This window comes from Pyxidicoccus fallax (assembly GCF_012933655.1).
In the GTDB taxonomy this organism is placed as follows: Bacteria; Myxococcota; Myxococcia; order Myxococcales; family Myxococcaceae; genus Myxococcus; species Myxococcus fallax.
Genome location: NZ_JABBJJ010000237.1, coordinates 1 through 19808, shown reverse-complemented (window position 1 = coordinate 19808; position 19808 = coordinate 1). Strand labels below are relative to the sequence as shown.

Below are 19808 nucleotides of genomic sequence, written 5' to 3'. Positions count from 1 at the left end.
CCCCGGGCCCGCCCCGTCATCCTACCCGCTCCGTCACACCCCCGAGGGCAGGGGACGACCAGGAATGTCCCGGGGGCACGTATTCACTGAGGCGTGACCCCTCGCACGAAGAGCCTGCTGTTGCTGCTCGCCATCCTGGCGGGTGTCAGCGCGTGGCGTGCGGGGCAGTGGCTGTGGCTGCGAGAGGCCTCCCGTCCCGACGCGTGGAAGGCCGTGCCCCCGTCGGCACCGCCGTCCCAGGAGCCTCCGGCCGAGGTGACCCGACAGGGCGTGAAGGGCCGGGAGCGCGTGCTCACCCCGGGCCGCCGCCACCGCTACACCTTCGACCTGGACACCCGCACCGCCGAGGGCCTGGAGCCGGACCGCTCGCGCCTGCACACCGGGTGGAGCGGCGCGCTGGACCTCACGTACCTGGGGACCGAGGGCGGACAGCACCTCTTCCTCGGGCAGGTGGTGCCCACCCGCATCGAGCTGGAGGCCGGGGAGACGCCGGTGCTGAGCACCGACGAGCAGCGCGAGCTCCAGGCCATGCTCGAGCAGCCGGTGTACGTCGCGCAGGATGTCCGAGGACGGGTGCTGGCGGTGCACTTCGACCCGGCGCAGGACGCGATGGCGCGGCGCCTCGTGCGCTCGCTGCTGGCGTCCACCCAGTTCGTCGCGGAGGACGGCTCCCAGTGGAGCACCGAGGAGACGGACACCACCGGCGACTTCGAGTCCGAGTACCGCGCGGGCGGCAGCGCGAACACGTACATGAAGACGAAGCGGCGCTACCTGCGCGTGGCGACTCCGGACCCGCGCGCGCCGGACGGGGTTCCGCGCATGCGCGGCTACCTGGCCGTCATGCTCTTCGAGGACGGGCACGTGAAGGAGGCCGCGGGCTCGGACGTGGTGGAGAGCGGGGGAGGCACCACCGGGCGGCCCCCGGTGCGCGCGGAGACGCGGGTGGCGCTCACCCATGTCGCGGTGGACCAGCGGCCCGCGTCGCTGGGTGACTTCCAGGCGGCGCGAGCGAGACTCCGTCCGGAGCGGCTGTCGGTACGGGAGGCGTCCGGAACGGCCCCTCCGGACCGCCAGCTCGTGGGGAGCGCGAGCACCGCCGAGCTGATGCGACTGCTGGCCCGGGAGACCGAGCCCAAGGCGCGGGACGCGGCGCGGGCACGGCTGGCGGCGCTGTTCCGCCTGGAGCCGGCGCAAGCGGAGTACGCGGCGAACCATGTGCGCAGGGGCGAGGCGGGTCCGGCGCTGGCGGCGCAGGTGGTCGAGGCCCTGGGAAGCGCGGGCACTCCGGAGTCCCTGCGGGCGCTGACCACGGTGCTGGAGGAGGCGCGGGTACGGCCGGAGACGCTGGCGCACGCCGCGAGGATGGCGGGTCGGGTGGAACACCCCACGGTGGAGCTGGCCGAGGCGCTGGGCCGCACGGTGGATGCCGCCCGGGACGAGGGCGTGAGGAACGCCGCGGCGCTGGCGATGGGCGCGCTGGTGAAGGAGCTGGAGCCGCTGCAGCCGGCCCGCAGCCACTCCTTGTTGGACGCGATGCTGCGGCGCTGTCATGCACGCACGATGGAAACGGCGGTGTGCCTGCGGACGCTCGCCAACGCCGCCTCGCCTCGGGGGCTGGCCTACACGAAGTCCGCGCTCCTGCACCCGGAGCCTTCCGTGCGGGCGGTGGCCGCGGACGCCCTCGGCGGGATTCCGGGCGCGGAGGTGGATGCGCTCCTGGACCAGGTGCTGCGGGGAGACCCGAGCCCTCGCGTCCGCGTCCGCGCGGTGGCGGCCATCGGCCGGCGCGTGGCGGGACCGCACATGCAGGCGCTGGCCACGGTGCTGCGCGCGGAGCAGAGCGAGCAGGTGCGCCTCGAGACGGTGCGGGTGCTCGGCGGCCTGAGGGCCGTGGACGAGCTGGCCGTGGCGCTGCTGCGAGACGCCGCCGACAACGATGCGTCCGAGAAGGTGCGACACCTCGCGGCCTCGCTGCTGGCGGGGTAGGGCGAGGCCCGGGCCCCCTCACGTCACGGTGATGCTGGAGCTGGAAGTGCTGGAGAAGCGCGGGCTTACGAGGTGGAAGACGCGAAGAGGGTGCACCGGCGCCCGCGGATCCGCGGCATTTTTCGGTGCACCCTCCTGAGGCCGGCTCAGCAATGACCGGCGGGATGATCAGCCGTGGCGCGCGTCCTTCCGGCGGCGGGACGTGGCGAACCGCGCCAGGCCCAGCAGCAGCCAGGGCATGACGGCGGAGGCCTGCGTCGACTGGCAGCCGCAGCCGCCCGGGTCGTTCCCGGGATTGCCTCCGGGGTTGCCCGCGTCGGGCACCGGGCCCGTTCCGGCGTCGGGCTCCTGACCGGCGTCGGGGTTCTCACCCGGGCCCGCGTCTGGAGCCGCGCCGGCATCGGGCTCACCCGGGCCACCGTCCGTGCCGCCGTCCACACCCGCATCGGGCTCACCCGGGCCGGCGTCAGCGCCGCTATCAGGCTGGCCCGAACCGCCGTCGACACCCGCGTCCGGATCGCCCGTGCCACCGTCAGCACCGGCATCGGGCTCACCCGGGCCGCCGTCCGTGCCCGCATCCGGCCCACCCGTGCCGCCGTCCGTCCCGCCATCCTCCTCCGCCATCGCGACGAAGATGGCCGTGCCCCACTCCTCCTGGTCATCCTCCGGCGGCGCGAGGCCCGCGACGAAGGTGATGTCTCCGCGCGCGTTGATGAGGGGCCCGCCCGCGAACACCGGATTGCTCGGCGTCTCCTGGTCGATGCGCGCCGGACCGAGGTCGGACGGAACGATGTCGTGCTCGCTCACCACGCGCTTCATGTCCTGCCCATCCGTCACCCACACCGCGCGCCGGCCGTTGCTGTCGATGGCGCGGAACACCACCCGCCCCTGGTCGTTGATGTCCGGCGGGAAGAACTCCATCTCCCGGATGCCGTTCACCCCGTTCTGCGCGAGCACCTTCAGCTCGGTGCCCGTCCACAGCCACAGCGTGGTGATGTTCCGGTTGCTCGCATCCCTCGACGTCCCGAGGAACGCGACCTCCCCCCGGTTGTTGAGCGCCGGCTGCACCGACGCGAACCGATAGATGGGCGACGACGCCTCCAGCCCCCGGCTCCGCGCGATGATTCGCGACGTGCCATTCGGGTTCGCGCTGAAGACGCGCAGTTCCTGGAACCACTCGGCCTCGGCGGTCGCCGTGTCCGCCACGCCGGCCATCTGCCCCAGGTCATTCAGCGTCGGCGAGTAGAGGAACGTGAAGCGGCTCGACGGGTCGAGCGCGTTCTCCTTCGCCACGAGCGTCGAGACAAAGCCCGTTCCATCCGGTGTCGGCGTCAGCAGCGCATAGGCCTTGCCCACGCCGCTGAAGGTGACGCGCGCACCGAGCTGCCCCGCCTCGTTGAGCCACAGGCTCGACCAGTCCGAGGCCCCGAGAGGCTCGCGGATGATGCGCACCTGGTCCGGCGCCGAGACATTCAGCAGGTAGATGCCATTGCCCGAAGCCGACGACGCGCCCGTCACGGCGAAGGCCAGGTCGCCCATCGAGTTGAGCCCCGGGTCGCTCGCGCGCGCGTCCTCTCCCAGCTCACGGGGCAGCAGGTAGACGCGGCTGCCCATGCCGCCCCCGCCCCACCACAGGGCGTTGGGACCCTCGGGCGTAATCTGCAGGCGGAACGCGAGCTGCCGGTCCCACGTCAGGGGCACCTGGAGGCTCGCCGCGAGCAGGTTGCCCGGGTCCAGGTTGTACGCCCCCGACAGGTTCCCCCGCAGATTCGTCCGCGCCTGAAGCTGATACGTGTAATCGGGCAGCTCCGCCCAGGCCGGTGTCGCCATCGCGAGCGCTCCCAGCATCACTGCCTGGCCGGGAATCGTCCGCGCACTGCACCTCGGTAACGCGTTGCTCATGGTTGCCTCCGCTCGGTGCTCGTACCGGCGGACAGGCTACCAACCGCATCCCACGCGAGACGCGCTCAAACGAAGAGCCCAGCCCTCCAAGATGTATCCGTGAGGTCCGGGCTCTCTGTCTTCCTCGCTCAGCGGAAACTTCCGTGAGCACAGCCCCGTGGCTCAATGCGAGGAGGGCTGCGACGGCTCGGAGATGGACTCCAGCGTGCTGCCGGCCTCGCGAGTGTTCATCGCCTCGGCGAGGTCGCCCAGCGCGACGATGCCCACCAGCTTCTTGTCCTGGTTGACCACGAGGATGCGGCGGATCTGCTCGTCCTTCATCTTCTGGGCCACCTTGCCGATGTCGTCGTTCTCGTAGACGTACTCGATGTCGTCCGTCATCGCCTGCGACACGCGGGTGTTGTTCGGGTCCATGCCCTGGGACACGGCCCGCACCACGATGTCGCGGTCGGTGAGGATGCCCATCAGGTTGTCGCCGTCACATACCGGCAGCGGGCCCACGTTCAGTGTCCGCATCTTCTCCGCGGCGTCCTTCAGCGAGTCGTTGGGGTTGATGGTCTCCACGTCCTTCGTCATCACTTCCATGACCTTCTTCATGTGGCGGCTCCTTCTTCCGGCTCCGGTTTGGCTCGTGTGCTGATTCAGGTCGTTGCTGGGCTCTCAGGCCTCGCGCGCCCACAGCGTGCGCAAATCGTTGGGGAGCTGCCCGATGACGTCCTCGGTCTCTCCCTCGGAGATGTGCTCGCGCACGGTGGCGAAGACGGCGCGGCACAGCCGCTCGGCCTCGTTGGGCGTGCAGTCGAGGTCCTCGGACACCATCGCGAGGAACTGCTCCAGGTGGAGCTTGCGAGGCGCCGCGCCCGCGTGACGGGGACACCGCTGCAGCAGGTCACGCACCTTGCGTGGGAGCTGGGCTTCCAGGTGCTTCGCCTCGGTGTCCATCAGGCGCTGCTCCAGCGCGCACAGCACGGACTGCGCCGCCTGCTCCGCTCGCTCGCGTCCGATGCCTGCCTTCGCCTCCAGGTCTTTCAGGAAGAATGCATAGGTCTGCGATGCATGCGACTCGCTTCGCTGCGCGCGCACGTCCGGGTTGGCGCCCCTCCGCTCACCGGCTTGCTCCGTGGCCTCATTCTCATTGGCCATGACTGACCTCCCTCTATTTCATTCAGGTCCACTCGTGAGCGTGGGCACCGCGCGAGCCGCGAGCACCGGGCCATCCCCGCGCGCCGGGGAGACGAGCCGGAAGCCGAGCCTTGGTCCGCAGCCATCCTCGTGGCGTGCATTCACCCGGAAGGGCTGTTCCCGGAGGAGGAAGCGAGCCAGGACCTCCGCGCGTGAGCCCGAATGCGCGATGCCGGGCATCGCCGCGAGGAAGACACCCGCCGCGTAGCGGGAGAGCGATGTGCCTTCGCCACGGTGGGGAGGTAACCCGCGCATGGCCCAGCTCACCGCCTGGTCATCGCGATGTCGGAGAGGGGGAGCGAGCGGCGGTCCCGTCAGAGGCCGGCTCACCTCCTGGGCGAGTCTCGGGCAGGGCCACCCGCGTCACATGCTCACGGCAGGGTGACGGGCTCCACGTCGGTGACGATGAGCGTATTGGTTCGCGTGTCCACGCTGACGCTCCCACGCGGAGAGAGCTGGGCCTTCACGTGCGGCAGCAGGTCCGCCGCCCGGGCGTGGTTCACCGGGATGAGGTACGTGCGCAGCGGGCCCTCCTGCTCGCGGGCCTGCTTCAGCTGCGCGCGCAGGTCCGCCTCGTCCTTGAGCTTGCTCAGCGGGGCCACCCGCATCACCTCGCCCCGCAGCTCACGCCCCAGGCCCTGCGAGGCGAGCACCGTCTCCAGCGCCTGCCGCCACGGCACGTTGCGCAGGCGCAGCGTCACCGTGCCCTTCACCTCTTCATCCACCACGAGGTTCAACCGTCGCATGTCCGCGAGCATCCGCAGCACGTCGTGGATGTCCGCGCGAACGATGTCGAGGGTGACGCGCCGCTCCTCGCCCTTCGGTGACGCGGCGAGGGCCGGTGTCCCCAGGAGCGTCAGCGCGAGCACGGCGGCTCGGATTCGGAACATGGACGAAGGATAGCGCTGGCCGCTCCCCGCATCGACACGCCCCCCTGCCCGATTGCCTGCATGAACGAGCCGAGCAGTCCTTCGCCACCCGGTGTGCGGCTCCCACACCGGTGCGCCCGATGTCGTCCCCGAGGCGCCGTGGCCGTTGCCGATGCCTCCGAGTCCTTCAGGCAACGGGACGCGGCCCGGGCGTCCCACACACCCCACATCGCCCATGACTGCTCACATTCCCACCGTCCGTGGTCTCCTCCTGTCTTCCGTCGCGCTCGGCCTCGTGGCCTGCGGCGGTGACGGTGCCAGCCTGCGCTTCACGTCCAACGCGCGCACGGCGGGCACCTCCAACGCGTGGGTGCAGGCCGCCGCCGAGACGCCGCCCGCGTCCAACGTCTTCAGCTCCAGCGACGGCACCGCCTTCACCCTCTCCGAGGCGCGCATCCACCTGCGCGACATCCGCCTGGACCTGCCCCAGGGCACGAAGTGCGGGGACGTCAGCGGCCTCGTCTCCGGCGCCGAGTGCAAGGGCAGCGACAGCTCCGGCACGATTCAAGTCCCGGGCCCCATCGTGGTGGACCTGATGACGGGCACGACGACGCCGGACCTGTCCGGGCTGCGCATCCCCGCGGGCACCTACAAGCGCATCGACTTCCGGCTGGAGGAGGCGAAGGCCGGCGAGGTCGGCGCCACCGAGCCGCTGCTCGGCTACAGCTTCCTGGCGCGCGCGGACTTCACGCAGGACGGCGCCGCGCGCAAGCTGGAGCTGCTCTTCAAGTTCAGCGAGGACGCGCGCTTCGAGTCCGCCACCGGCGTCGAGGTGCCGGAGGGTGGCTCGCTCGTCGCGTTCCTGAAGCCCCAGGTGTGGCTGGAGGGGCTGCCCCTCGGCGAGTGCATCCGCGACGGTGACGTGGAGGTCGCCAACGGCACGGTCCGCGTCGACGACAAGGCCGGCGGCGAGTGCGGCGACGCGGAGAACACCGTGAAGAGCAACATCAAGCGCAGCGGCGACCTGCGGAAGTCCGACGAAGGCTGAGCGCCGTCAGGCTTCATCGTTCCAGGGGCCGTGCCCGGAGGTGCTCTTCCGGTGCACGGCCTTCGTGTCCGCGCGTCCCGCGACTCCGTCACGCTCGGGGCTATCGCGGCGTGAGCAGGGCGTGACACTCGCCGACATCGTCCGGCCCGACGTACATCAGAATCGCGCCGTCCTTGCTCAGGTGGTACCAGTCCTCGGTATCCCGGCAGCGCAGCCGCAAGGCGCCCCCCACGGACGTGGCCCCGCAGACGCGGGTGGTCTCCACCTCGATTCTCGCGGCGGAGTCTCCCTCCCGTGGCTGCTCCTCACGGCGGGTGATGCGCATCAGCGACCAACCGCCCTCGCGCAGGTCTCCCGAGTCGTCGGCGCTCCACGACGTCGGCAGGTCGGACTCCGGTGAGGCCTCCACCTCGTTGGTGAAGCAGGAGTCCTTCCCCACCTGGATGCGGAGCAGGCCGTTCTCCCCACAGGTGCTCTCCGAGATGGCGAAGGTGACGTCCTCCGCCGCGCGATGACACGGCTCCCTCGGCTCGGAGTCGGCGATGAGCAGCAGCGCGGTGGCTGTGAGGGTGCAGATGCTGGCGAGGTTCTTCAGCAGGGGACTCATGACGTGACTCCGGGGGTGTGGGGCACGGCGGCGCGGCGGCCGTACAGCACCGCCGCGAAGACGAGCGGCAACGTGACGAGGTCCGTGGGGTCCGCGACGGCCCGGAACGGGCCGGTGAAGCCCAGCGGCGAGCCGATGACCGCGAGCACGTCGCAGAACAGGTCCGCGGCGGGCTGGGACACCTTCAGCGCGGTGTAGAGGAGCGCCGTCACGCCGGCCCCGAGCAGGAAACGGGTGCTCCGCGGCCAGCGCGTCACCAGCGCCAGCAGCGCGGACAGGTAGAGCGGCAGGAAGAAGCAGATGGCCACGTCCGACAGCTTCCCGGTGAGCGCGTTGTGCAGCGCGGGCTTGAGCCACCGGTCGTTCACCGCCATCAGCGCCACACCCGCCAGCGGCAGGGGCGCGAGGAACTCGGGCATGGAAGGCAGCGGCGCCCAGGTGAACGCGAAGGACCTGGATGTCAGCGGGAGCTTCATGAACCCGGGCCCATCAGCAAGGCCCGGGCCGCTCTGAAATCCCCGGAACGACTGGGTTGCAGCAACCTCCCTGACACGGATGCCATGGCACCCATGTCAGGGAGTCGGGCGACTAGAAGCGGGCCTGCAGCCGCAGGCCGCCGTAGAGCCAGAAGTGGAACGCCTTCTCATCGATGTCCGCCGACTCGTCGATATCCGGGCCCACCCCGCTGCTGCTGATGCTGGCGGTCGAGTACTGCGCCACGGTGAAGGTCGCGAAGGGACCGACGGAAATCGTATCGCTGAGGCGGAAGTCGAGCCCACCCTGGGCGTGGCCGAACTCGATGCCCCGGGCGCTGGTCGTGGCCTCGGCATCGACGCCGGCCACATCGCTGGAGATGTTGACGGCGATGCGCTCGTAGCCGACGCCCACGCCCACCCAGGGGTTGATGCTCGCGCTCGGCGCGAAGTGGTAGGCCAGGTCGACGCCGAAGCGAATCTGCGACGCGCTGCAGTTCACCTCATCCGGGCACTCCTCCCCGCCGTACTGGCCAATGCCGTACTGGAAGAAGCCGCCCAGGTAGAGGTTGGAGTTGATGAAGTAGCCCGCGTCGACCTGCAGCGGGATGACGCCCGACACCAGGTCGCTCAGCTCCGCGCCATCGTCCGTACCCTCGCCAGAAGCCTTGCCGAAGGGCACGCCATAACCGGCGCGCAGACCGAGGGAGAACCCGGCGCCCTTCGCCTCTCCAACGCTGTCACCGCTGTCACTGTCCTTGTAGTCGTCTCCGTAGCCATCGTCCTGCGTCAGCCGGAAGGCGCCGTCATCCCGCCAGTCGGCGAGGGCGGCGGGAGCGGACAGCGCGAGCGACAGGGACAGAAGCTTCGAGATAGAGCGAGGGTTCATATCGAGTTGATTCCAGCGGGGTCGGATGCAGTTCCTCACCGTCATTGGTGATGGACACGCCTCCTGACGGCCGCTCGCTCGCTTTATTCAACGCAAAAGGCTCACCCACACGATTCCAACATTCCAAGGTCCGGACCCGCGCCGCAGAACTCCGCGTTACCCGGCAATCGAGGATCTCCCGCGTTGCGCGCGGGCGAGCCGGAGCGCGTGACGTAGTCCTGGTTGCGCGGGTCGTCCACGAAGCGCGGGTCCGCGACGCGGCTGAGCGCATCCTGTCCGCTGTGCTCGCGCCAGCCCGCGAGCGACAGGTCCTTCCCCTCCACGCGGAAGACGATGCCGCCGGGCCGGAAGACCAGGTTGCGGTCCGACACCAGGCGCTTCAGGCCGGACCACCGCACGTCGAACGCGCGCGGCGTGTCGTGGACGATGTTGCCCATGACGCGCAGGTCCTCGACGGGGCCGTGGTCGCCATCTCCGAGCTTGAGGCCCGCCACCGGCAGCGAGGCCAGCGTGTTGTGGTACAGCCGCACGCGCCGGCTGGTGCCCACGCGCAGCCCGTCACCACTGCCGCCCTTCTCCGTGGTGCCGTCGAACACGAGGTTGCGCCGGACGATGACGTCCGTGACGGGCTCCTTCCAGATGAGGTTGCCGCCGAGCGACAGGCCGCGCCCGCTGTCCCAGACGCGGTTGCCCTCGATGAGGATGCGGCGCGCGGAGTAGTGCACCACCATGGCCGCGCCCTGTGGCGCCGTGGTGGCCGGGCGGTAGCCGTAGAACTTGTTGTTCCGGATGGTGACGCGCTCGCACGTCTTGATGTCGATGGCGTTCTCGCGGTCCTCGTGGAAGCGGTTGCCCTCCACGGTGATGTCCACGGGAAGGTGCTTCCCCGGCGTGGTGTCCGGCCCCTGGCACTGGAACGAGTCGCCGCCGTTGCCCCAGGCCTCGTTGCCCTGGATGAGGATGCGGGCGGTGTCCGGCTGCACCAGCAGGCCATGGCTGTCCTTCGCCGCGCCCCACCGGTAGTCGTGCACCTGGTTGCGCAGGAAGCCGATGTCCGAGGCGCCGCCGTAGAACGTCACCGCCGCGGGGCCTCCGCCGCCGGACACCCGGCTGTCGCGTACGACGACGTGGCGCGCGCCCTGGAAGCGGATGCCATGCACCTGCGAGCCCGCCGCCCGGATGTCCAGCCCCGCCACCACCCAGAAGCTCCGCGCGATGCGCAGCATGGGGCCGCCTTCACCACCTCCCTGGAGGATGGGCTTCGCGCCGGGCGCGGCGAGGAGCTGGATGGGCGCGTCCGGCAGCCCGTCGCACGCACTGTCTCCGATGTCCACGCGCTCCCGATACGTGCCCGAGTGGACCTGGACCGCGTCTCCCGGACGCAGGCGCGACACGGCATGGCGGAGCGTGCGCCACGGCTTCGTCTTCGTGCCGGGGTTCTCGTCGCTGCCCTTCGTGGACACATGGAAGACGCGCCGGGGCTTCGTTTCCGCGAACGACAGGTCCGGGCGCGCCTGGGCGCCGATGCCCTCATCCGTATCCGGCGCGATGTTCCTTCCGGCGGCGAGAGCCGGAGAAGCCAGGAGCAGGAGCAGCAGCGCCTGGCAGAGCCTCACGGTGATGGACATCCAATGCATCCCTTCCTCCCCGGCACGTGCACGGTGCCGCCCAGACGGAAGATGCACCGTGGCCTTCAAGACGAAGCAGCGGAGGAGGGCAGCGCCCGTCCCCTCTCAAGGCCAGCAGACGGGCGTGAACAGGCCTCGCGCGAGCGTGCTCAGGGGAGGTGGGACACGAATCCGAAGAGGTACATCAAGGCATAGGCCCAGAACACCAGCGCCAGCACGCCGAGCACGATGCCGCTGACCGCCGAGCCGCGCCGGCCGATGGGCGGCCGGGCCTGGGGGTCCACGCGGCGCAGGGCGATGCAGCCGCAGACGATGGCGATGGGGGCGAACAACGGCAGCATGAACGCGCCGACCCCGAGCGTGACGGCGTGCCGTGCCAGCGGGTTGTTCTCCTTGAGGTCCCAGAGCCGGTGTAGCGCGCGCTGGGAGATATCCAGCCGGAAGAAGAGCTGGTTGCGCGGGTCCAGGAAGAGCTGCAGCGCTCCGAGGAGGGGAAAGATGAGCGCCGCCACCTGGGCAAAGCCCTGGGGAACGCCCAGCGCGGGCAGGGCGAGGAAGACCAGGGCGAACGGCACCAGGAGCAGCGCGTACCGCGCCCACCGCTGCCCCAGGAAGAAGCCGACCCCCACCCCAGCACTGGCAAGCAGGCTCACGGCCGCGGGCACAGCACCCACCCGCAGCGCCTTCACACCGCCAGCGATGGCGAAGGGCACGAAGAAGGCCACGAGCCACGCCCCGGAATCCCGCTTCCCCCAGAGCTTCTGGCGGAAGGTCTCCAGGTAGTTCATCTCCGGCCGGGCCGCGCAGGCGGGGCAGTACAGCCCGAGCTCGTACATCACCCGCGTCGCGCACGTGCCGCACATGAAGCCGCCGCAGCGCTGGCACGTCGCACCCGCGAGCTCGTCGGGGTGGGTGGCGCAGCGGGCCAGGGCGCTGGGAGGCACGTCGGCGGACATGGGCCCCATTGTCGCACGGGTTCTCATGTGCCGGCCCCAAGTGACGGCTGCCCTCCGGGAAGCTGAACACCCGGTGCGGGCCACCCTCCCGAGCGCGCGAGCACCACGTCCAACCCCCAGGAGAGTGAGCCCTGCGCCCGAGCACACCGCGCGGGCGGGTCTCGCGCGAGCCTCGTGCCCGACTTCGGGATGAGCCCTGCGAACGAGCGCGCACCCCGTGCCGGAAACCCGGGCGCACGCCGCGCGCGTGACACATGTTTCATTCATCCACGCGCCGGCCCCGCGTGGAATCACAGACATCGCCTGCCTGCCCGTGGGACGGGCGAGGCTCGCTTCATGACGTGCTTGCCTGCTCGCTCCCGAGGAGGAGTCACCCTCCCAGGTGGACCGCGTCCCGATGTCAGTCCCAGGTTGTATGGCTTGAGTCGTCATGGACTTCACCTCTCTCGAGGCGCTGCGGCAGACGCACCCGGCGTGGCGGCTGCTGGTCGCGGACCACGCGCCGCTCATCGCCAGCTTCCTGCACCAGAGCTTCCTGGAGGCGAACGCGCGGGCCCTGCCGCAGCGCGAGCTGGTGCTGAAGCTGGAGGACCACCTGCACACGCTGCGCGAGCGGCTCGGGGAGGCGGCCTTCCCGCGCGCCGCCGCTGCGTACCTCGATGACTGGGCGGAGGACGGGCGCGGCTGGCTGCGCAAGTTCTACCCGCCGGACACCGACGAGCCGCACTTCGACCTCACCGCCTCCGCCGAGCGCGCCATCCGCTGGCTGTCGCAGCTCACCGAGCGCTCCTTCGTGGGCACGGAGTCGCGGCTGCGCACCGTGTTCAACCTGCTGGAGCAGATGACCGAGGGCACCGAGGTGGACCCCCACGCCCGGCTCGCGGAGCTGGAGCGGCGCAAGGCCGACATCGAGGCCGAAATCGCCCACGTCCGCGCCGGCAACGTGGAGCTGATGGACGAGGCCTCCCTCAAGGACCGCTTCCAGCAGATGGCGGACACCGCGCTCGGCCTCCTCTCCGACTTCCGCGAACTGGAGCACGGCTTCCGCGAGCTGGACCGCGCGGTGCGCGAGCGCATCGCCACGTGGGAGGGCACCCAGGGCGAGCTGCTGGAGCAGGTGCTGGGCGAGCATGACGCCATCAGCGGCTCGGACCAGGGGCGCAGCTTCCGCGCCTTCTGGGACTTCCTCATGTCGCCCACGCGCCAGGAGGTGCTGACGCGGAAGCTGGAGCGCGTCTTCGCGCTGCCCGCCGTGCAGGCGCTCCAGCCGGACCCGCGCCTGCTGCGCATCCACTTCGACTGGCTGGAGACCGGCGAGCACACGCAGCGCACCGTGGCGCGCCTGTCCGAGCAGCTCCGGCGCTACCTGGACGACCGGGCATGGCTGGAGAACCGCCGCATCATGCAGCTGCTGCGCGGCGTGGAGCAGCACGCGCTCGCGGTGCGCGACCTGCCGCCCGGGCGGGCCTTCATGGAAATCGACGAGCCGTCGCCCTCGGTGGAGCTGCCCCTGGAGCGCCCCCTCTTCTCACCCCCGCCGCGCCTGCGCATGTCCGCGGCCGAGGTGCTGGAGGCCAGCGAGGACGTGCCCGCCGACGCGCTCTTCGCCCAGGCCTACATCGACAAGGAGCGGCTGCGGGAGAACATCCGCCACGCGCTCCAGACGCGCGAGCACGTGTCGCTCGCGGACGTCCTGTTGGAGGCCCCCCTCCAGCAGGGCCTCGCCGAGCTGGTGGCCTACCTCGACCTCGCGGCCGACGACCGGCGCGCCCTGTTCGAGGACTCGCGGACGCAGACGCTGACCTGGACGGACGCGCGGGGGCTCGCGCGCCGCATCACCCTTCCCCTGGTGCTCTTCCACCGATGACTCCCAATCCTTCCCGTGCTTCCGAAGCCTGCGACTCCCTGTCCCTCGTGCTCGTCGCCCTGATGAAGGGCGTCGTCTACCAGGAGGGCGACCCCACGCTCTGGCAGGGCCTGCTCAACCTGCACCCGCGCGTGCGTGAGCACGTGGCGGTGCTCGGCCTGCAGCTCGTGCTCGACGAGCGCGAGGGTTATGCCTACCTCCGCCAGCAGCCCACCGCCGAGGGCGGCGCGGAAGTCCCCCACCTCGTGGCGCGCCGGCAGCTCAGCTATGGCGTGAGCCTGCTGCTCGCGCTCCTGCGCAAGAAGCTCGCGGAAGCCGAGGCCACGGCGCACGGCGGCCGGCTGGTGCTGCGGCGCGAGGACATCCTGGAGCTGGTGCGCCTGTTCCTCCCCGAGGGGACGAACGAGGCGCGGATGATGGACCGGCTCGACGCGGACCTCGCCAAGGTGGTGGAGCTGGGCTTCCTCCGCAAGCTGCGCGGCGGTGACGAGGCCTACGAGGTGCGCCGCATCCTCAAGGCCTTCGTCGACGCGCAGTGGCTCGACACCTTCCAGCAGAAGCTCGCGGACTACCGCGCCCACCTTCGCGCCGACCTCCCGGACGAGAACGGAGCCACGCAATGAGCACGGCCACTCCCTTTTCCCAGTCGGACCTCATGGACTACACCGCGCCCGACGCGCGCGCCGGGTTCCGGCTGTACCGCTTCGAGGCCTACAACTGGGGCACCTTCCACCAGCGCGTCTGGCACCTGGGCCTGGGCGGCGACAACGGGCTGCTCACCGGCGACATCGGCTCGGGCAAGTCGACCATGGTGGACGGTGTCGTCACGCTGCTCGTGCCCCCTCAGAAGCTGGCCTACAACAAGGCCGCGGGCGCGGAGTCGCGCGAGCGTACGCTGCGCTCCTACGTGCTCGGCCAGTACAAGTCCGAGCGCGGTGAGCACGGCTCGCGGCCCGTGTTCCTCCGCGACGGGACGAGCTACTCGGTCATCCTCGGGCACTTCTACAACGAGGCGTACGACCAGCACGTCACCCTGGCCCAGGTCTTCTGGATGCGCGAGTCGGAAGGGCAGCCGGCACGCCTGTACATCGTCGCGGACGGGCGGCTCTCCATCTCCGAGCACTTCGCGGGCTTCGGCTCGGACATCTCCGCGCTGAAGAAGCGGCTGAAGGGCGTGACGCGCGAGGTGCATGAGACCTTCCCGCCCTACGCGGCGGCCTTCCGACGGCGCTTCGGCATCAAGGACGAGCAGGCGCTGGACCTCTTCCTCCAGACGGTGTCGATGAAGGCGGTGGGCAACCTCACCGACTTCGTGCGCCAGCACATGCTCCAGCCGTCCGCGGTGGAGTCGCGGCTCGCGGCGCTCATCGGCCACTTCGATGACCTGCACCGCGCGCACGAGGCGGTGCTGAAGGCCAAGAAGCAGATGGCGCAGCTGGAGCCCCTGGTGCGCGACTGCGAGAAGCACGAGGCCCTGGCGACGGAGCTGGCCACGCTGCGCCGCTGCCGCGAAGCCCTGCGCCCGTGGTTCGCCGGGCAGAAGGCACGGCTCCTCCAGGCACAGCTCACGGGCTGGAGCACGGAGCGCGAGCAGGCGAAGGCGGAGGCCGCGGAATTGGTGGAGGAGCGGCGCCGCCAGGGCACGGAGCGGGACCGGCTGAAGCAGGCCATCGCCGCCAACGGAGGCCAGCGGCTGGAGACGGTGAAGACGGACCTGGCCCAGCGCCGCCGTCAGCGCGAGGCACGCTTCCAGAAGGCGGAGCGGTACGCGCAGCTCGCCACCGCGGTGGGGCTGCCCGCGGCCTCGGACGCGGAGGCCTTCCTCGCCAACACGCGCGCCATCCAGGGCCTGCTCACGGAAGCCGAAGGGGAGGGCGCCCGCACGCAGCACGCCCTCACCGACGTGGGCGTGGAGCTGCGTGCCCTGGGCCAGAAGCACACCGAGGTGGAGGCCGAGCTCCAGTCGCTGCGCCGCCGCCGGTCCAACCTGCCGTCACGGATGCTCGCCCTGCGCGAGCGCATGTGCGCCGAGCTGGGACTGGACGCGGACGCGCTGCCCTTCGTGGGAGAGCTGCTCCAGGTGCGCGAGGAGGAGCGCGACTGGGAGGGCGCCATCGAGCGCGTGCTGCACGGCTTCGGCACGTCGCTGCTGGTGTCGGACGCGTACTACGCGAAGGTCGCGCAGTGGGTGGAGCGCACGCACCTGGACGGGCGGCTCGTCTACTACCGCGTGAAGGAGGAGGGCGCGGCGCGAGTGCCGGCGCTCCAGCCGCACTCGCTGCTGCGCAAGCTGGCCATCAAGCCGGACTCCGGCATGTACCGGTGGCTGGAGGCGGAGCTGGCACGGCGCTTCGACTACGCCTGCTGCGACACGCTGGAGCAGTTCCGGCGCGAGCGGCAGGCCCTCACCCGCTCGGGCCAGCTCAAGCGCGGCGGCGAGCAGCACGAGAAGGACGACCGCTTCCGGCTGGATGACCGCTCGCGCTACGTGCTCGGCTGGACGAACGACCAGAAGCGCGCCGCGCTGGAGTCCGAGGCCCGCGCGCTGGAGGCCCGCCTGGACGAAGTCACGTCTCGCGCCCAGGCCCTGGAGGCGAAGCGCAAGGCGCTGCAGGGACGCCGGGAGCTGCTCAGCCAGCTCGCCGTCTATGACGCCTTCCGCGAGCTGGACTGGAAGCCCGTGGCCGTGGACCTCCAGCGCCTGGAGGAGCAGCTGCGCGAGCTGGAGTCCGCCTCCGACGTGCTGCACACGCTGGAAGGCCAGCTCGTGAAGCAGGAGCGCGCGCTGGAGCGCACCGAGGCGAAGCTGAAGGACGCCGAGAAGCGCATCGCCCGCCTGGAAGTCCAGGAGGAGACGGCGCGCAAGGCCCTGGCCTCGCACGAGCAGGCACAGCTCGACGCCACCGAGGAGCTGCGCGCCTGCTATCCGCGCGTGGAGTCCCTGGTCACCGAGGCCGCGAAGGGCGCGGCGCTGGAGACGGACACCCTGGACGAGCGCGAGCGGCAGGTGCGCGAGGACATCCAGCGGCGCATCGACGCCGAGGGCAAGCGCATGGAGCGCGGGCGCGAGGCCATCATCCGCGCCATGCAGACCTACCGCGCCGACTTCCCGCTGGAGACGCAGGACGTGGACGCGAGCCTCGACGCCGCCGCCGAGTACGCGGCCATGCTGAAGGCGCTGCGCACCGACGACCTGCCCCGCTTCGAGACGCGCTTCAAGAGCCTGCTCACGGAGAACACCATCCGCGAGGTGGTGAACTTCCAGGGGCAGCTGCTCCGCGAGCGCCAGGACATCCGCGAGCGCATCGACACCATCAACCGCTCGCTGCGCGCCATCGACTACAACCCCGGCACGTACATCGTCCTCGAGGCCTCTCCCAGCACCGACGCCGACGTGCGCGACTTCCAGGCGGAGCTGCGCGCCTGCACCGAAGGCCCGCTCACCGGTGCCGAGGACGACGCCTACTCCGAGAAGAAGTTCCTGGAGGTGAAGCGCATCATCGAGCGCTTCCGCGGGCGCGAGGGCAGCGCGGAGGCGGACGCGCGGTGGACGCGGCGGGTGACGGACGTGCGCAACTGGTTCAGCTTCTCCGCCTCCGAGCGCTGGCGCGAGGACGACCGGGAGCACGAGCACTACACGGACTCGGGCGGCAAGTCCGGCGGCCAGAAGGAGAAGCTCGCGTACACGGTGCTGGCCGCGAGCCTCGCGTACCAGTTCGGCCTGGAGTGGGGCGAGACGCGCTCGCGCTCCTTCCGCTTCGTCGTCATCGACGAGGCCTTCGGCCGGGGCTCGGACGAGTCCGCCGCCTACGGGCTGGAGCTCTTCAAGCGGCTCAACCTGCAGCTGCTCATCGTCACGCCGCTCCAGAAGATTCGCGTCATCGAGCCGTACGTGGCCAGCGTGGGCTTCGTCCACAACGAGGAGGGGCGCAGCTCCAAGGTCCGCAACCTCACCATCGACGCGTACCGCGCCGAGCGGGAGGCCCGCGGCCACTGACGGCTGCCCGGGGTGGAAGGCGCCCAACACCTGACGGAGCGCCTTCTTCCCGCCTTCATTCCCCTACCCAGGGGGCCCGGGGTGCGTGCTAAGCGCTGACGCGAGTCCTTGGCATCGAGACCCGGAGGCACCTTGTTTCGAATGAAGGCCCTCGTCGCCGCAGCCCTCGTGTTGGTCGGGCTGCCGGCGCTTTCCCAGACACCCCAGGGGGCGAAGCCGCCCGCGGCCGACCGCGCGGCGCTCGCCATCTCCCACGAGAAGTACACCCTGCCCAACGGCTTGGAGGTCATCCTCTCCGTCGACCGCAAGCTGCCGGTGGTGGCGGTCAACATCTGGTACCACGTCGGCGCGTACCACGAGCAGCCCGGCCGCACCGGCTTCGCGCACCTCTTCGAGCACATGATGTTCCAGGGCTCGAAGAACGTGGCGGATGACGTGCACATCTCCATGCTGGAGCAGATTGGTGGCACCGACCTCAACGGCACCACCAACTTCGACCGCACCAACTACTTCGAGACGGTCCCCAGCAACCACCTGGAGACCGCGCTGTGGCTGGAGAGCGACCGCATGGGCTTCCTGCTGGATGCCCTCACGGCGGAGAAGCTCGACAACCAGCGCGAGGTCGTGAAGAACGAGCGCCGCCAGGGCGTGGAGACGGCCCCGTACGGGCTGGCCCGCGAGAAGGCGTGGCATGCCCTCTTCCCGCTGCCGCACCCCTACCACGGGGACGTCATCGGCTCGATGGAGGACCTGAACGCCGCCACCCTGGACGACGTGAAGAGCTTCTTCCGCACCTGGTACTCGCCCTCCAACGCGACGCTCACCATCGTCGGTGACTTCGACGTGGAGAAGACGAAGGCGCTGGTGCAGAAGTACTTCGGCACGCTGCCTGGCACGCCGAAGCCCGCGACGCCGCAGGTGCAACCGGTGAAGCTCACCGCGCCCGTGGTCATCCGCCACGAGGAGCGCGTGGCGCAGCTTCCGCTGCTGACGATTCAGTGGCACTCGCCCGCGTACCTCCAGGAGGGAGACGCCACCGCGGACGTACTGGCCACGGCGCTGGCCACCGGCAGGGCCAGCCGCCTGTACCGCCGGCTCGTGCTGGAGAAGCAGTTGGCCCAGAGCGTGGAGGCCACGCAGCAGAGCCAGGGCGCGCAGTCCGTCTTCGGCATCCAGGTGGTGGCGCGTCCCGGCGTGTCCACCGACACACTGCTGAAGGAGGTGGACGCCGTCCTCGAGGAGGTGCGCCGCAATGGCGTCACCGCCGAGGAGATTCAGCGCGCCCGCACGCGCTTCGACACGCGCATGCTCGCCGGCCTCCAGGCCGTGGGCGGCTTCGGCGGCAAGGCCGACGTGCTCCAGAGCTACAACCACTTCGTCGGCGACCCGAACTACATCGCGAAGGACCTGGCGCGCTACGAGACGGTGACGCCCCAGGCCGTGAAGCAGTTCGCGCGCGACATGCTGCCCAACAACGCGCGCGTCATCCTCCACGCCGTGCCGCCGGCCCGCCGGCAGGCCCCCACCGACACGAAGGAGCGCAACTGATGCGCCGCCTCCTCACCGCCCTCCTCGCCACCACGCTGGCCGCCTGCGCCAGCACCCCGCAGCCCCCTCCGCCCAGCGCGCAGACGCCCGAGCTGGGTGAGACGGCCCAGAAGCCGCCGGCCCCCGAGGGCCCCGACGCCTTCCGCGCCACGCCGCCCAAGCCCGGCAACCCGCCGGACCTCGTGCTGCCCACCTTCGAGCGCGCCACGCTGGACAACGGCCTCACCGTGCTCGTCAGCACGCGCAAGGAGCTGCCGCTGGTGTTCGCCGGCGTCGCCTTCGCCGCGGGCAGCTCGCAGGACCCGAAGGGCAAGGAAGGCCTGGCCGAGCTGTCCTACCGCATGCTGCTGGAGGGCGCGGGCAAGCGGGACACGGTGGCGCTGGACAACGCCTTCGCCGACCTGGGCGTCAGCCCCATGGTGGACACGGAGCCGGACGGCGCGCAGGTGGGCGTGCGCGTGCTGAAGAGCAACCTGGACCCGGCGCTCGCGCTGCTGGCGGACATGGTGCTGCGCCCCACCTTCGACCCGAAGGCCTTCGAGCGGCGCAAGAAGCAGCAGCTCGCGGACCTGGCGCGGAGCCTCAGCTCGCCGTACGTGCTCGGGCAGCTCGTGGTGCTCTCCGCCATCTTCGGGGATGACCACCCGTACGGGCACACGTCGGACGGCCTGCCGCACACGGTGCAGACGCTGACGCTGGCGGACGCGAAGGGCTTCTACCAGCGGCACGCCGCCCCGCGCGCCGCCGCGCTCATCCTCACCGGCGACATCACCCTCGACGAGGCGGTGGCGCTGGCGAAGAAGCACCTGGGCACGTGGAAGGGCAACGCGACGCCGCCTCCCGCGCCGCCCACCCC

16 protein-coding genes are annotated in these 19808 nt (G+C 70.8%); 7 read left to right on the top strand and 9 right to left on the bottom strand.

Annotated features, from left to right (window positions below; translation table 11 throughout):
* The first annotated feature begins 93 nt into the window (after positions 1-93).
* Positions 94-1986 (top strand): HEAT repeat domain-containing protein, encoded by a 1893-nt coding sequence (locus HG543_RS56550; protein WP_169349548.1) that lies wholly within the window; start codon positions 94-96, stop codon positions 1984-1986.
* Positions 1987-2154: 168 nt separating this feature from the next.
* Here HG543_RS56550 and HG543_RS36540 read toward each other — a convergent pair whose 3' ends face one another.
* From HG543_RS36540 to HG543_RS36525, 4 genes are all read right to left on the bottom strand, one after another.
* Positions 2155-3888, bottom strand: coding sequence for an MXAN_5453 family MXYO-CTERM-anchored protein (locus tag HG543_RS36540; RefSeq protein ID WP_169349547.1), 1734 nt, complete (start codon positions 3886-3888; stop codon positions 2155-2157).
* A 162-nt stretch (positions 3889-4050) separates the two neighbouring features.
* The gene (locus HG543_RS36535; protein ID WP_169349546.1) at positions 4051-4485 is read right to left on the bottom strand and encodes a CBS domain-containing protein; all 435 of its coding nucleotides are present in this window, start codon (positions 4483-4485) and stop codon (positions 4051-4053) included.
* Positions 4486-4548: 63 nt separating this feature from the next.
* Entirely contained in the window at positions 4549-5031 is a 483-nt protein-coding gene (locus HG543_RS36530; RefSeq protein WP_169349545.1) for a DUF2267 domain-containing protein, read from the bottom strand.
* Positions 5032-5441: 410 nt separating this feature from the next.
* On the bottom strand, positions 5442-5960 hold the full coding sequence (locus HG543_RS36525; protein ID WP_169349544.1) for a secretin and TonB N-terminal domain-containing protein: 519 nt from the start codon (positions 5958-5960) through the stop codon (positions 5442-5444).
* A 214-nt stretch (positions 5961-6174) separates the two neighbouring features.
* Here HG543_RS36525 and HG543_RS36520 point away from each other — a divergent pair, with 214 nt between their 5' ends.
* Complete coding sequence (locus HG543_RS36520; protein WP_169349543.1) at positions 6175-6987, top strand: hypothetical protein; 813 nt, start codon at positions 6175-6177, stop codon at positions 6985-6987.
* A 100-nt stretch (positions 6988-7087) separates the two neighbouring features.
* Here HG543_RS36520 and HG543_RS36515 read toward each other — a convergent pair whose 3' ends face one another.
* From HG543_RS36515 to HG543_RS36495, 5 genes are all read right to left on the bottom strand, one after another.
* Positions 7088-7594, bottom strand: a complete 507-nt coding sequence (locus tag HG543_RS36515; protein ID WP_169349542.1) for a hypothetical protein — start codon at positions 7592-7594, stop codon at positions 7088-7090.
* Positions 7591-8070, bottom strand: a complete 480-nt coding sequence (locus tag HG543_RS36510; protein WP_169349541.1) for a hypothetical protein — start codon at positions 8068-8070, stop codon at positions 7591-7593. The genes HG543_RS36515 and HG543_RS36510 overlap by 4 nt, the downstream gene beginning before the upstream one ends.
* 112 nt (positions 8071-8182) lie before the next feature.
* Complete coding sequence (locus HG543_RS36505) at positions 8183-8956, bottom strand: porin family protein (RefSeq protein ID WP_169349540.1); 774 nt, start codon at positions 8954-8956, stop codon at positions 8183-8185.
* A 101-nt stretch (positions 8957-9057) separates the two neighbouring features.
* Entirely contained in the window at positions 9058-10584 is a 1527-nt protein-coding gene (locus HG543_RS36500; RefSeq protein ID WP_246357553.1) for a right-handed parallel beta-helix repeat-containing protein, read from the bottom strand.
* A gap of 149 nt (positions 10585-10733) precedes the next feature.
* Complete coding sequence (locus HG543_RS36495; protein ID WP_169349538.1) at positions 10734-11540, bottom strand: DUF4190 domain-containing protein; 807 nt, start codon at positions 11538-11540, stop codon at positions 10734-10736.
* Between the two features lie 430 nt (positions 11541-11970).
* Between HG543_RS36495 and HG543_RS36490 the strand changes: the two genes are divergently transcribed.
* From HG543_RS36490 to HG543_RS36470, 5 genes are all read left to right on the top strand, one after another.
* A complete protein-coding gene (locus HG543_RS36490) occupies positions 11971-13407 on the top strand; it encodes a DUF3375 domain-containing protein (RefSeq protein ID WP_169349537.1) in 1437 nt (478 codons plus the stop codon).
* Positions 13404-14030 (top strand): DUF4194 domain-containing protein, encoded by a 627-nt coding sequence (locus HG543_RS36485; RefSeq protein ID WP_169349536.1) that lies wholly within the window; start codon positions 13404-13406, stop codon positions 14028-14030. Before HG543_RS36490 ends, HG543_RS36485 begins: the two co-directional genes overlap by 4 nt.
* The gene (locus HG543_RS36480; protein ID WP_169349535.1) at positions 14027-17404 is read left to right on the top strand and encodes an ATP-binding protein; all 3378 of its coding nucleotides are present in this window, start codon (positions 14027-14029) and stop codon (positions 17402-17404) included. Before HG543_RS36485 ends, HG543_RS36480 begins: the two co-directional genes overlap by 4 nt.
* A 141-nt stretch (positions 17405-17545) precedes the next feature.
* On the top strand, positions 17546-18952 hold the full coding sequence (locus HG543_RS36475) for a M16 family metallopeptidase (protein ID WP_169349534.1): 1407 nt from the start codon (positions 17546-17548) through the stop codon (positions 18950-18952).
* The coding region (locus HG543_RS36470; protein ID WP_171818079.1) for a M16 family metallopeptidase at positions 18952-19808 on the top strand (857 nt) is incomplete at its 3' end. The genes HG543_RS36475 and HG543_RS36470, both read left to right, overlap by 1 nt.